Below are 12,343 nucleotides of genomic sequence, written 5' to 3'. Positions count from 1 at the left end.
GACGCAGCGATTTGGCGGATGAATCAACAGGGCCTCAACGGATTGATTGTGGATGTTCGCGGCAATCCCGGCGGTTTATTGAGCGCGTCGGTCGAGATCGCAGATCGGTTCATTCAATCATGCCAGCCCCAATAAAACCCGCCGATTGTTCTCCGTCAGTGCCCTTGCCTCTTCGGAAGTGAGCTTGACTTTGCACCTCAGGGAAGAGAGTATCGCGGAGGGCGGTAAGGGCTTCTTCAGCGGAGATCTCTTACTGCTGTGCCTGCACTGTAGCTACGCGATGATCTCTTTGATAGGCTCCGCGCCCTCCACACCAACAAGCTTCTGGCTGAGGCCACCGTAGAAGTACGTCAGGTTATTGGGATCGAGGCCGAGCTGCTGGAGAATCGTGGCGTGGACGCGCTTAACGGGCGTGGGGTTGAGCGCTGCCGCGTAGCCGAGCTCGTCGCTCTCGCCGTAGCTGACCCCGCCCTTGATGCCGCCACCCGCCATCCACATCGTGAAGCCGTAGGAGTTGTGGTCGCGACCATCGCCTGTAGCATGCGCCGTGCGCCCAAACTCGCCGCCCCAAACGACTAGCGTTTCGTCGAGAAGCCCGCGCTGCTTGAGGTCTTTTAATAATCCTGCAATCGGCTTGTCTACGCGCCCGGCGTTGCGGTTGTGGTTGGGGACGATACCGCCGTGCGCATCCCAGAAGTTCAGAAAGTCCGTGTTGCCGCCGCCCGCGTAGAGCTGGATAAATGGGACGCCCCGCTCGACCATGCGCCGCGCCAGTAAACACCGGAAGCCGAAGTCTTTGGTCGCCGCATCGTTCAGGCCATACAGCTCTTTAATACTATCGGGCTCTTTGGAAATATCTACGGCCTCAGGGGCGGTGCGCTGCATCTGGAAGGCAAGCTCATAGCTGGCGACACGGGCCGCCAGATTCGAGTTGTCCTCACGGGGCTTTCGGTGCGCCTGGTTGAGATCCCCGATGGCATCGAGCAGCTCGCGCTGGTGGTCGGGTGCCATCCCTGCTGGGCGAGAGAGGTCGAGAATCGGGTCGCCTGCCGAGCGCAAGACCGTCCCCTGGAACTTGGCGGGCATGTAGCCACTGGCCCAGTTCTTCGCGCCGGAGATCGGGCCGCCCGTGGTGTCGAGCATCACCACAAAGCCGGGAAGCTCCTTGGCATCGAAGCCCAGGCCGTAGTTCACCCACGTCCCTAGGCTTGGCGAGCCAGAAAGAATCTTGCCCGAGTTCATCTGCAACATCGCGGAGCCATGAATGGGCGAGTCGGAGTAGACCGAGTGCAGGTAGGCAATGTCATCGGACATGGCCCCGACATGGGGAAACAGATCGGAGACATGCTTGCCGCACTGGCCATACTGCTTGAACTTCCACTTCGGCCCCATGAGCGTGAGAGGAATGGTCTTGCCTGCCTGCCGAAAGCTCTTGATATTAACGGTCTTGCCATCGCCTTTCACGAGTTCTGGCTTGTAGTCAAAGGTATCTACTTGTGAGGGGCCACCATACATGAATAAGAAAATGACACTCTTGGCTTTTTTCTTTGCGCCCCCAAGATTGGCTCCCCCAATCTTGGCCTCGGCTTGCTTGGGGAAGAAGCCGTCCGTGCCCAGAAGCCCCGTCAGTGCCAAGCCCGTGAAGCCCGCTCCGGCCTCCCACAAAAACTCTCGTCGTGTTCGCTTACAAAAATCGTTGCTCAAACCAACCCCCTAGCCCCCGCTGGGCGGGGGAATACGGTGAATATGCATCAATTTTATCCTACTTGCAGGTACAATAAACCGCTATGCGCAAGAAAGTTTCGATTATCGGTGCGGGTTTTGTCGGCTCAACCTGTGCCCACTGGATCGCCTCCAAAGAATTAGCCGACGTCGTTTTGATTGACATCTTCGGTGGTGTCGCCAAGGGCAAGGCACTAGACCTGCTCCAGGCGGGGCCGGTCGAGGGCTACGATCTGGATATTACGGGTGGTGATGACTTCGCCGCGATGGAAGGCTCCGACATCGTGATTCTCACGTCGGGTGCCCCTCGCAAGCCCGGCATGACCCGCGAGGACCTGGTTGCAGTGAACGCGGACATCACGGCCAGCAATGTGGAGAAGATCAAGCAGTACGCTCCCAACTCCATCGTGCTGATCGTCAACAACCCCATGGACACCATGGCCACGCTCGCGTGGAAGGTCTCTGGCTTCCCCAAGAACCGTGTCATCGGTCAGGGCGGCGTCTTAGACACCGCACGTTACCGGACGTTCTTGGCCAAAGAGATCGGCTGCTCGGTTGAGGACATCCAAGCCATGCTGCTCGGCGGCCACGGCGACGAAATGGTTCCCCTGCCCAGCTACACGACTGTGGCGGGCATTCCCGTGACCCACTTCATCCCCGAGGACAAGCTCAGCGCCATTGTCGAGCGTGCCAAAAAAGGCGGCGCTGAGATTGTCGCGCTGCTCGAAAAAGGCTCAGCCTACTACGCCCCCGCCGCTGCGACGGTCGAGATGGTCGAGGCGATCTTAAAAGATAAGAAGCGCATCCTTCCCTGCTCGTGCTTGCTAGAGGGCGAGTACGGCGTCTCCGGCACGTTCTTCGGCGTCCCGACAATGCTCGGTGCAAACGGCATCGAGAAGATCATCGAAGTGCCCCTCACCGACGAAGAGAAAGCAGGCGTCGCCAAGTCCGCCGCCCTCGTACGCTCCTCGTGCGATGTGCTCCAAGAAAAGTACAACATCTTCGGGTAGATACCAGAGTCAAGAAGCCCGCTCGAAAGTTTCGAGTGGGCTTTTTTCATTTAAGCAATGAAGAGCTGCCACCGGAAAATCCAGATTTCTTCCCCTAGTACACTTCTCGCACGAAGGTTGATGACGAGGAATACAAGTGCTACTTTCGAGGACATCAGAATCACCCATCGCTGGGCTCGGTACACACATCACGAGGAGTTCATGCGGATTACTCATGAGGCCCTCCAGCTCATTCAAGACTACTCCCCGCGCCACTTCCAGCGCCTACAGCGCCATGTGCGCTTTATCTCCTACCAACGTAACTTTTCGGGCGGTCAGTGGGATTCAAAAACATCAACTTGTATAATAGACTTCTCCCGCTACGCCCCAGAGTTCACCTCCGCACAAGTTTCCGGAGATTCTTACTACAACTCCTATCTAATGTATTATGCCGGAGTACTCATTCATGAAGCCACCCACGCATACCTCGAATCCCTTGGCTTTCCCTATACCAAGAAAACCTACCAGCGTATTGAGCAGCTCTGTAATATCGAGGAGCGGCGTTTCTGGTGGGCAGTCTATGAATTCACCGATGAACAAAAGCAAGAATCTCTTCAACGCATAAACCTGACAAGCTACGACCAATTCTTTCATCTCTCCCTGTGGGAACGTATCCAGAAAATGCGGGAAATCATCAAGGAGATGAATGATATGAATCGCGAAGATAGCACCCAGTGATAGAATACGCCAGAGGAAAGCGACGATGAGTGTTACCCTAGACCTACCCGATGAGCTTGTTGCCAAGCTGAAAGCACGCCCCGATGGCCTTGCCTTTGCCGTGGCCGTTCTTTCCGATGCCCTAGAGGAAGAGTCGCACGAGCCGATCTATACTCGCCCCGAGCCACCTGCATGGTTGGAAAAGATTCAGCCCCGTCTGCCTGCTACTGATGGAACCAATGGCGTCCATCGTGCCTTTGGCATTCTCAAAACCCCAGAAAGCGACGAGGAATTGATCCAGTTGCTTCAGGATGAGTCGTGAGCCGTCTGTACCTTCTTGACACCAATATCCTCATTCACTACGCCCGCCGCAATGAGATCGGGGAGCGAATCGAGCGAGACTATCAGCGCTTCACAACCCCTTCGATTCCCCTCGTTTCCTACGTGAGCGAAGCAGAGGCCAGAGCCTTTGCCACCTACCGCCTCTGGGGTGAGCCCGCTCTCGCGCAGCTCTCCTTTCTGTTTTCTGTGTTTCGTGTCGTCCCGATGGACAGCCCCGATTTACTACCTGCCTATGTCGAGCTAGATGTTTACAGCCACCGCAGAGGAATCAAGATGGGCAAGAACGATCTTTGGATTGCCGCCACAGCCAAAGTAACGGGCGCAACGGTTCTCACGACCGATAAGGACTTCGACCATCTCCATGGCACACTTTTAGAACGAAACTACATCTCCCCAACCGAGATAAAATAGCGCTATGATCTACTCAGATTTCACGCTCCCGATTGCTTCGACTTTCTCATGAGAAAACGCCGCCGAGTTCAGCGCTTCCAGTACCTGATCTGGTTTCTCAGCCCCTGGAACTGGCTCGGGAGTCTTTTTTTCTTGCTCGACACCAGCCTCCATACGATTCTTGCTCGCCTCAATACCTGTGGCAGTGCAGAGGGTATCCGACTGAGTAGCCTTGACAACGAAACAACAAAAGCGCTTTTCCAGCTCCGTACAAAAGAAGCGTTGCAAAGCCTTCAAAAAAGTGCTCCCTCGCACTACCGTCTTGTCCGACGTTATCTCGCCCAAATCTATAGCTATGCAAACATTGTCGGAGGAAAATGGAACCCCACTCTTCAGGCCGCCTGCATTGATTTTTCGTCCTGTGCACCTGGCCTAAAAGATTCACAGAGCCAAGACTACCCCTACAATCTTGCGTGCTATTCTGCCAGACTCGTTTCGATTGCGACCCAAGCGCATCTGCAATCACTCGGATTTAGCGACAATAAAAATACCTGGCGACGTATGAGCGCAATGCGTCAGCGCATCCAGCGGCGATGCATCAAATCCCTTATGAACTACGAAGACAACCCCAAGATCAGACAATGGCTCCGGTCGGTTGATCTAGAGCAGGTGGAAGAATTTCGTTCAAAAACGTACTGGCAGAAGATTAAACTTATCCCTCAGCGTCTCTCCGCAAAGAAGTGACACTCAGCAAGACAAAATCAGACTCAGCCAGGATATAATGCGATCAGCGGCGCGAGAGTCGGCTCAGTGCTGTTATTTTCGACTTAGGAGATTCTTATGCCAACAGTGTTGAGTGCAGAAGAGATTCAGCCGGTCTTGCATCGGCTCAGTGTACATTGGAGCGACGTAGAGGCAGAACTCGGTCGCTCATTTTCGCTTCAGAGTGGCTACTTGAGAGCTTTGCTCGACTCAGACTTACTTACCTTGACAAATGCGAGTGCCTTGGTCACAGAGCCGGAGAATGAGGCGCAGCGTGCCGCAACAAGCCGAGATTTGCTCCGCCAGCCACTATTATTGCGCTTTGATCAGGTTAAAAACGCCATTTCCGCCACACTCTCCGGCACAGCGCACGCCGCTGCTCTCCCTAAGAAGCCTTCACCGTCGGCGAGTGCCATAATAACGCTTAAAGCCTTCGCCGATCTCTCTGAGGTTTGGGGGAAGATCAACGTAGACACCGCAGTTCCTGCCAGCGAGCGCCCTCTGAGTGTGGTGGGCGGCTACACCAAAGAGAGCTTCGACAGTGACTGCACCGCCCTCCGCGCCGCCTTTGTCGCCGTGGACGACTCCCGGCGTAGCGCGACCCAGCGCCGCAAAGACCGCGATAGCCTCGTCCCGCCCCTACGAAAGCGCCTTACCCAGTACCGCGCACGAGTGAAGTCTTTGCTCCCCGCAGGCCATCGGCTCCTGGCAACCCTGCCGTAGGCGAAGCCCTCCCCAATTGACACATCCTCCCCCTTCGTGCTATCGTCTGGGTATGAAGAACCTGAAGACAACGACGCTCTATGCGCTTGGGCTTGCACTGACAGCGGGCACGACCTTTGCCATCGCGCGGCAGACCGCCTCCAAAGCCAACCCGGACTCACAGTATCGGCTCGGGCCAGACTCGATGCCCCAAGAGGGGGTGCCGAAGGGCGAGGTTCGTGGGCCGTTTGTGCTGGAGAAGTGCAAGTCCTACCCCGGCACGCAGCACACCTATTGGGTCTATGTCCCCGCCCAGTACGACCCGAGTAAGCCCACGGCTCTCATGGTCTACCAAGATGGCCAAGCGTTTAAGAACGAGACCGGCGACATTCGTGCCCAGAACGTGATGGACAACCTGATCTACCGCCGCGAGATTCCGGTCATGATCGGGGTCTTTATCAACCCTGGACGCACCCCCGAGCAGCCCGAGCCCAGCCCGCGTGACTGGGGCGATCGCACGACCAACCGGGGCACGGAGTACAACTCGCTCGACGACAAGTACGCCCGCGTGATCACTGCGGAGCTACTACCTGCACTGGAGAAGGACTACAACCTCTCCAAAGACCCCGAGCAGCGCGGCATCGGTGGCTCCAGTTCCGGCGCGATCGCGGCATTTACCGTGGCGTGGGAGCGGCCCAATGCGTTTCGTAAGGTGCTCAGCAATGTCGGCAGCTTCACCAACATTCGTGGCGGCCACAAGTACCCCGATATCATCAGCAAGAGTCCTAAGAAACCGATCCGTGTCTATCTGTGCGACGGGCGCAACGACAACCGGGGGATTCGCAACGGTGTCTATGACGAGACCTGGGACTGGTTCTTGCAGAACGTGCGGATGCAGAAAGCACTGACCCAGAAGGGCTACGACCTGAACTACACCTGGGGCATGAACAACCACGGGCAAAAATTCGGCGGCGCGGTCTTCCCAGATATGATGCGCTGGCTCTGGCGCGACGGCCCCGTCTCCGCCGATCCCAACGACATGATCGAGCGTGACTTCCGCCAGCCGGTGGTCAAGAAAAACTAGCGCCATGACACGGCCAACGTACCTTGCTCCACGCTCATTCCCTCGGGCATCCTTATGCTTACTTGTGACAGGAAGTCTCTACCTGATCGTGGCTTTCTTTCAGAAGAATCCGATCCTGGAGTATGGCGGCTGGCCCGTATTTCCTGGATCGTCGCACTACCAATTTTTGAAAGACTTCAGCGCGATCAAACCCGGAATGCCCTTACAACAAGTCCAACAGCGTCTATCACGCTATGAAATAGTGCGAACGAATCCTTACCAAGAAAGTTTCTTTGGTTGGCAAACCTCAAATAACCCCGCTCTTAAAGCCGCTCGCAACGGGCCACGAACCCACAAAGGCTTCACCGGAGATCTTTCCTATAACCATAACGATTCTGACAGAGTCTCGGGTAGCTATGTCCTCAATATTGTAGATGATTATGTTGTCCAAGTTTCAATCTACGACGAATAAATCATGTCTTTCCGAGCAAGTGCAAACCACGTACGCAACACGGAGCTGCCGATCTGGAAGCGGCTCTGTGCCCTACGTAGCTGTATTGTCCCCTTAAGCAACCTCACAGATGAAGGCTATCGGGCAATGGTTCAGCGCTACGACACTCTCTACGGCTTCAATCGCTACCATCCCAATACGAATCCCCCCACAGAGACGCAGCTTTTGGCGACGCTGGAGGCGCTGGAAGATGAGCGCAACGTACTCATTGCACAACGCAGCGACGAGGCACAACGCAACCGAGAGGCAAAACTGGCACGTAAGAATGCCCAGCGGCTGAGTGCGCCACGCTATCTCTGGGGGATGCCCTGCGCGACCCGAGAGCAGTTCGAGCGCACCACCGCCAAGTCCAAGCCGACCCTGGTATTTTTTGGCGCGCCCTGGGATGCGAACTCAACTCGGATGGCGATCTGGCTGCCGGGCTGGAAGCTCAGTGCTCCGGGCTGGCGACTTCTGCTCCTCGACACGGATATGGAAGCGAATTTTGAGCTTTATCGGGAGCTCGGTTTCCAAAACACGCCCACGGTCTTGGTCTTTCAGCGAGGTCAGGAGATTGCCCGACGAGTCGGATTTCAAGACGTGACACAGCTCCAAAGCTGGCTGTCAACGATCTCCCTAACCGACATGTGATACGCTTTCTCTATGACCCCATCGGGAGCCTATGTTCATATCCCCTTCTGTGCCCGAAAGTGCGGCTACTGCGATTTTAATGCCTACTCGGGCTACAAAGACGGCACGAAGGCTCAGTATGTCAAGGCACTCTGCCAAGAGATAGAGATTAGCTCCCCCAATTTTGGGGGCGGGGGGGGCTTGCAGACCGTTTTCTTTGGTGGAGGGACACCCACGCAGCTTCCTGCCGAAGCACTTACCCAGATTCTCGCGCTCTTGCCCCTAGCCCCAGGAGCCGAGGTTTCGCTGGAGGCCAACCCCGCCGATGCCGATGAGCGCTATCTGGCATTGCTTCGCGAGGCGGGCTTTAACCGGATCTCGTTTGGCGTCCAGACCTTCAACGACGGCCTGCTCAAGCTCATTGACCGCGAGCACACAGGCGACGATGCCAAAGTCGCCCTTACGCACGCACGGGCAGCGGGCTTTGAGAACCTCTCGCTTGACCTGATGTTTGGCCTTCCCCGCCAGACAGTTGCCGACTTTGAGCGGACACTGGCAACCGCGCTGGAGCTAGACGTGCCTCACCTCTCGATCTATGGCCTGATCGTCGAAGAGGGCACTCCGTTTTTTGCACGCCGGGAGCGTGGCAAGCTACCTCTGCCCGCCGAGAGTGCGGAGGCGACGATGTTTGCAAGAGCACTGGAGCGGGCTCAAGCCGCAGGGCTCAAGCGCTACGAGATAAGTAACTATGCGAAGCCCGGCTTTACCTGTCGCCACAATCGGCTCTACTGGCGCAACGAGAGCTACCACGGCTTCGGCGCGGGGGCGACCGGCTATCTAGGCGGCGAGCGGCGCGTGAATATCCGTCGCCCGTCGGCCTATATTGAAGCGGCACTCGGCGGAAAGCCACTGACTTGCGAGCAGGAGCAGCTCACGCTTGAGGAGACAATGGGTGAGACCATGATGCTGGGCTTGCGTCTCGCCGAGGGAATAGATTTGGAGGCATTTTCTCGGCGATTTGGCGTGCGTGCAGAGGAGCGCTGGGCGACAATCATCGCGACACTGACGGCGCAGGGCTTGGTCGAGAGTGTCGGAGATCATCTGCGACTTACTGAGCCCAAGGGGCTTTTTCTCGCCAGTGAAGCCATGTCCGCTTTTCTTTGAAGGTAGCGACCAAAGTAGGAGTCCTACTAAATAACTTCACAGCACAGGAGACTCGTATGAAATTCGGTACTATTGCAACTATCGCACTCGCCTTTACATTGGCGGTGGCTCCACGCCCCGTCCTTGCACAGCTGGCAGGAAACGATCCCGCTATCTCGGTAGATCTTCAGGATGCGCCTGTTCGGAGCACTCTGGAAGCGATCTTCAAGCAAGCGGGGCTCAAGAACTACATCATTGATAATGCCGTCGCAGGCTTTGTGACACTCAAGATCACAGATCAGCCGTTTGACAGCGCCCTCAAGCTCGTCATGCGGGCAAGCTCACTGCCCCTGACCTACACCAAAGAGAACGGCGTCTTGATTGTCAAGCCCCGCACCGCGCCTGCCGCCTCTGCCGCGCCTTCAGAGCCCGTCAGTAGCGAGCCTGTCAGCACCACCACACGCTACGAGCGGCTCAACCTGACCTATCTCGATCCAGCAGACCTCGCAGGAATCCTACCGGGGATTATCACCATCCCGCAGTTCACGCGCCAGAGAGGTGGCCAGGGAGTTTCCTCAGGCAATGGCCTGCTTGGGCACGGTGGGGGCCAGACAGGGCAGCTCGGTCAAGGAGGCCAGTTTGGTCAGGGCGGCCAATTAGGGCAAGGAGGCCAGCTTGGATCTGGCAGTGGCTTGGGCCCGCTTGGCGGACTAGGGCAGCTCGGTGGCCTCGGACAGCTTGGCCAAGGCGGGGGTCAGCAGCGACGGCGCTAAGCCCAAGAGACAAACAGCCGGGTCACACATACGACTCGGCTGTTTTGTCTTTGAGACTTCTTACGGCACGGGGATATTGATGATCCCACGACTAGGCTTACTCACGCGGCTAGGAAGCAAGACGCGGAGCATCACAAGTCCACCCGAGCGCACCGTGCTTGCCGCTTTCTTCAGTTCCTCAACCGTGGCGACTGGGGTTCCATTGACGCTCTGGATAATCATGCCACGCAAAAGCCCAGCTTCATCCGTAGGCGTGCCGCTCTTGACCTCCGTCACGAAAACGCCCTTAACGGACTCCTCTAGCTTCAGCTCTGTGCGAATCTCCGCATCGAGTGGCTCAAAAGTCGCCTCCAGAGTCTGTGTTGGTTTTCGGGTGGTCGCTGTTTTTGCCGTGGCCGAGCGCTCGTCGGGTAGCTCCTTTAAGGTTGCACTCAACGTCAGCTCTTTACCAGCACGGCTCACCAGGATCGGCACTTTGGTTCCCGGCTTGGTGGTCGCAATCGCATTGCGCAGGCTCACTTCATCGCGGACATCGTTGGTGCCAAAGCGAGTAATCACGTCACCCGGCTCCAGACCTGCCATGTCGGCGGGCTCTCCCCCAGTGACCTGGGAGACGTAAGCACCTGCCGAGAGCTTAAGCGCCTGCTTGATCTCGGGCTCGATATTGGTAGGATTCATCCCCAAAAAGCCACGGGTCACTTTTCCTTGGGCAATGAGCTGATCCGCGACCAGGTGCGCCGTGTTCGCGGGGATAGCAAAGCCAATTCCCACACTGCCGCCGGACGGCGTGTCAATTCCGACATTGATGCCGATCAGCTCGCCCTTGATATTGAAGAGGGGCCCACCGGAGTTGCCGGGGTTGATGGCGGCATCGGTCTGGATCAGCTCGGGGTAGTAGCGCCCGTCCAGCGGCCCACCAATCGTGGACTTGCGCTGGAGTGCGGAGACGATTCCCGTCGTGACGGTGTTGTCTTGCCCAAACGGCGAGCCAATGGCAATGGCCCACTGCCCGACTTTGATGCGCCCTGAGTCGGCGAACTTAACGGCAGGCAAGGCGCGCCCCGCGTCTATCTTCACAACGGCCAGGTCAGAGCGGGAGTCACGGAAGACCTTCCCCATGAAGGTCTCACCGCTGGAGAGCTTGACTTTGACTTTCCCATCGCGGGCCTTCTCCACAACGTGATCATTGGTGAGGATATAGCCCTCACTACGGATAATAACCCCCGAGCCACCCACAGGGCGCAGAACGGTATCGTCCACCTCATCCCCACTTGCACCTGGAGCCGGAGCAGGCGCATTGGGACGGCGGCGACGCTGGCCTTGTCCTGGGGCAGGAGCTTGTGGGCCATCTGGCCCTAAAAACTGCTCAAAGGGCGACCGGCTTCGGGGCACCTCAGCGACCGCACTGATGGAGACAGCACTGGGGCCCATGCTCTCGGCAAGCTGTGTGAAGGCAACTTCCAGCGACTGAGCGGTATCGCGGCCTTCTTGCAAGCGAGCGGCGGGCTCGCGTGCGACCAGCCGAGCAGAAAACGGGACAGCACAGGCAATGAGCCCGCCGGTCAGAGCAAAAATCGAAAGACGACTTCGGTTTGACATTGAGTAACCTCCGCACAGTAAGACGAGGCGGCTGCCTCAGATTCGCGAAAAAAGACAAAAGGCCCCCGCGAGTGGACGCGAGGGCCTTGAGAGACTCATTTTAGCGAGAGACTCACTTAGATCTTGTAGCGCCCATCGCCCTCAGCTGAGGTCTGTAATATACGCTTCACGAAAGAAATTAGTTCCATCGGGTTAAACGGCTTGGTGAGGTACATATCTGCCCCCCCCGAGTAACCGCGCAGAACATCCTTATCCTGGGTCTTGGCGGTCAGCATGATCACCGGAAGCTCCGCCAGCGCCGGGTCACGGCGGATGGACGCCAGTAGCTCAAACCCGTCCATCTCCGGCATCATGACGTCGGAGACGACCAAGTCCGGACGGTTCGCATGAATTTTCTCCAGCGCCTGAACGCCATTGTTAGCGGTCTCGACGGTGTAGCCCATACGCTCTAAGTTCACCTGAATCAAACGGACGATATTGGGCTCATCGTCCACGGCCAGAATTCGTGCCATACTCTTGTTTTACCCTTTCCTGCGGAAAAACCCTATGCCGTCTATTTTATCCCATAGGGATACACTACGTCAATGGGCATTCGCACTCTAGCGAGATGTTCGTATTTTTGCTTAAATATCTTCAGAGATGCAACCACCCCTATGGGGTAAGGGTCGAAGAGAAGGAAGCGATTCGATGGTAAATGAAACCTACTTACTAGCCTTGCTGCTCGTGCTAGGAGTCCTAGGTGCTCTGGCATGGGCGCTCCGCGCTCAGCTCCGACGAGCCGGACGGTACTTTGTCGCCTGGATAGAGCGAGACCGTCGGGCAGAGCTTGAGGCAAAAAAAGAAGTGGAGCAACGAAAAGCGGCGGAGCATGAGGTACACGTCTACCTCCACGAGGACGAGGCACAGGAGCCACAACAGGTTCAGTTGGGAAAACAAGAAAAATGAAATTTAAGACATGAAAGCTGGAGAGAGTTGAAGCAACCTCGCATCTTAAAACTAGAACTGCTCTTGATGGCGCAAC

The 12,343-nt window shown here is 56.8% G+C and carries 16 protein-coding genes; 13 read left to right on the top strand and 3 right to left on the bottom strand.

What is annotated here, in order from left to right; genetic code table 11:
• The first annotated feature begins 9 nt into the window (after positions 1-9).
• A complete protein-coding gene (locus RMO15_RS33105; protein ID WP_369016053.1) occupies positions 10-135 on the top strand; it encodes a S41 family peptidase in 126 nt (41 codons plus the stop codon).
• 138 nt (positions 136-273) lie between these two features.
• Here RMO15_RS33105 and RMO15_RS00095 read toward each other — a convergent pair whose 3' ends face one another.
• Positions 274-1,704, bottom strand: coding sequence for a DUF1501 domain-containing protein (locus tag RMO15_RS00095; protein ID WP_309706706.1), 1,431 nt, complete (start codon positions 1,702-1,704; stop codon positions 274-276).
• An 83-nt stretch (positions 1,705-1,787) separates the two neighbouring features.
• On the opposite strand from RMO15_RS00095, the gene mdh reads away from it, so the two are divergent.
• From mdh to RMO15_RS00040, 11 genes are all read left to right on the top strand, one after another.
• Positions 1,788-2,732 (top strand): malate dehydrogenase, encoded by a 945-nt coding sequence (gene mdh / locus RMO15_RS00090; RefSeq protein ID WP_309706704.1) that lies wholly within the window; start codon positions 1,788-1,790, stop codon positions 2,730-2,732.
• A 201-nt stretch (positions 2,733-2,933) separates the two neighbouring features.
• Entirely contained in the window at positions 2,934-3,449 is a 516-nt protein-coding gene (locus RMO15_RS00085; protein ID WP_309706702.1) for a hypothetical protein, read from the top strand.
• A gap of 25 nt (positions 3,450-3,474) precedes the next feature.
• The gene (locus tag RMO15_RS00080; RefSeq protein WP_309706700.1) at positions 3,475-3,750 is read left to right on the top strand and encodes a hypothetical protein; all 276 of its coding nucleotides are present in this window, start codon (positions 3,475-3,477) and stop codon (positions 3,748-3,750) included.
• Positions 3,747-4,181: a type II toxin-antitoxin system VapC family toxin gene (locus RMO15_RS00075; RefSeq protein WP_309706698.1), complete on the top strand. Its 435-nt coding sequence runs from the start codon at positions 3,747-3,749 to the stop codon at positions 4,179-4,181. The genes RMO15_RS00080 and RMO15_RS00075 overlap by 4 nt, the downstream gene beginning before the upstream one ends.
• 132 nt (positions 4,182-4,313) lie before the next feature.
• Positions 4,314-4,904, top strand: a complete 591-nt coding sequence (locus RMO15_RS00070) for a hypothetical protein (protein ID WP_309706696.1) — start codon at positions 4,314-4,316, stop codon at positions 4,902-4,904.
• Positions 4,905-5,000: 96 nt separating this feature from the next.
• Positions 5,001-5,645, top strand: a complete 645-nt coding sequence (locus tag RMO15_RS00065; protein WP_309706694.1) for a hypothetical protein — start codon at positions 5,001-5,003, stop codon at positions 5,643-5,645.
• Between the two features lie 52 nt (positions 5,646-5,697).
• Positions 5,698-6,708: an alpha/beta hydrolase-fold protein gene (locus RMO15_RS00060; protein WP_309706692.1), complete on the top strand. Its 1,011-nt coding sequence runs from the start codon at positions 5,698-5,700 to the stop codon at positions 6,706-6,708.
• A gap of 88 nt (positions 6,709-6,796) precedes the next feature.
• The gene (locus RMO15_RS00055) at positions 6,797-7,159 is read left to right on the top strand and encodes a hypothetical protein (RefSeq protein ID WP_309706690.1); all 363 of its coding nucleotides are present in this window, start codon (positions 6,797-6,799) and stop codon (positions 7,157-7,159) included.
• 3 nt (positions 7,160-7,162) lie between these two features.
• Positions 7,163-7,828: a thioredoxin family protein gene (locus RMO15_RS00050; RefSeq protein WP_309706689.1), complete on the top strand. Its 666-nt coding sequence runs from the start codon at positions 7,163-7,165 to the stop codon at positions 7,826-7,828.
• 12 nt (positions 7,829-7,840) lie between these two features.
• Positions 7,841-8,971 carry a radical SAM family heme chaperone HemW gene (gene hemW, locus RMO15_RS00045; protein ID WP_309706687.1) on the top strand — a complete coding sequence of 377 codons (1,131 nt, stop codon included), beginning with the start codon at positions 7,841-7,843 and terminating at the stop codon, positions 8,969-8,971.
• 56 nt (positions 8,972-9,027) lie between these two features.
• Positions 9,028-9,723, top strand: a complete 696-nt coding sequence (locus RMO15_RS00040) for a hypothetical protein (RefSeq protein WP_309706685.1) — start codon at positions 9,028-9,030, stop codon at positions 9,721-9,723.
• A 60-nt stretch (positions 9,724-9,783) separates the two neighbouring features.
• On the opposite strand, the gene RMO15_RS00035 is transcribed toward RMO15_RS00040, so the two are convergent.
• On the bottom strand, positions 9,784-11,322 hold the full coding sequence (locus tag RMO15_RS00035; RefSeq protein ID WP_309706683.1) for a trypsin-like peptidase domain-containing protein: 1,539 nt from the start codon (positions 11,320-11,322) through the stop codon (positions 9,784-9,786).
• A 116-nt stretch (positions 11,323-11,438) separates the two neighbouring features.
• Positions 11,439-11,834: a response regulator gene (locus RMO15_RS00030; RefSeq protein WP_309706681.1), complete on the bottom strand. Its 396-nt coding sequence runs from the start codon at positions 11,832-11,834 to the stop codon at positions 11,439-11,441.
• 175 nt (positions 11,835-12,009) lie between these two features.
• On the opposite strand from RMO15_RS00030, the gene RMO15_RS00025 reads away from it, so the two are divergent.
• The gene (locus RMO15_RS00025) at positions 12,010-12,267 is read left to right on the top strand and encodes a hypothetical protein (RefSeq protein ID WP_309706679.1); all 258 of its coding nucleotides are present in this window, start codon (positions 12,010-12,012) and stop codon (positions 12,265-12,267) included.
• Positions 12,268-12,343 lie beyond the last annotated feature (76 nt).

Source organism: Armatimonas sp., assembly GCF_031410135.1.
GTDB lineage: Bacteria > Armatimonadota > Armatimonadia > Armatimonadales > Armatimonadaceae > Armatimonas.
Note: the sequence above shows the minus strand (reverse complement) of the source record. Positions and strands in the feature narration are given on the sequence as shown.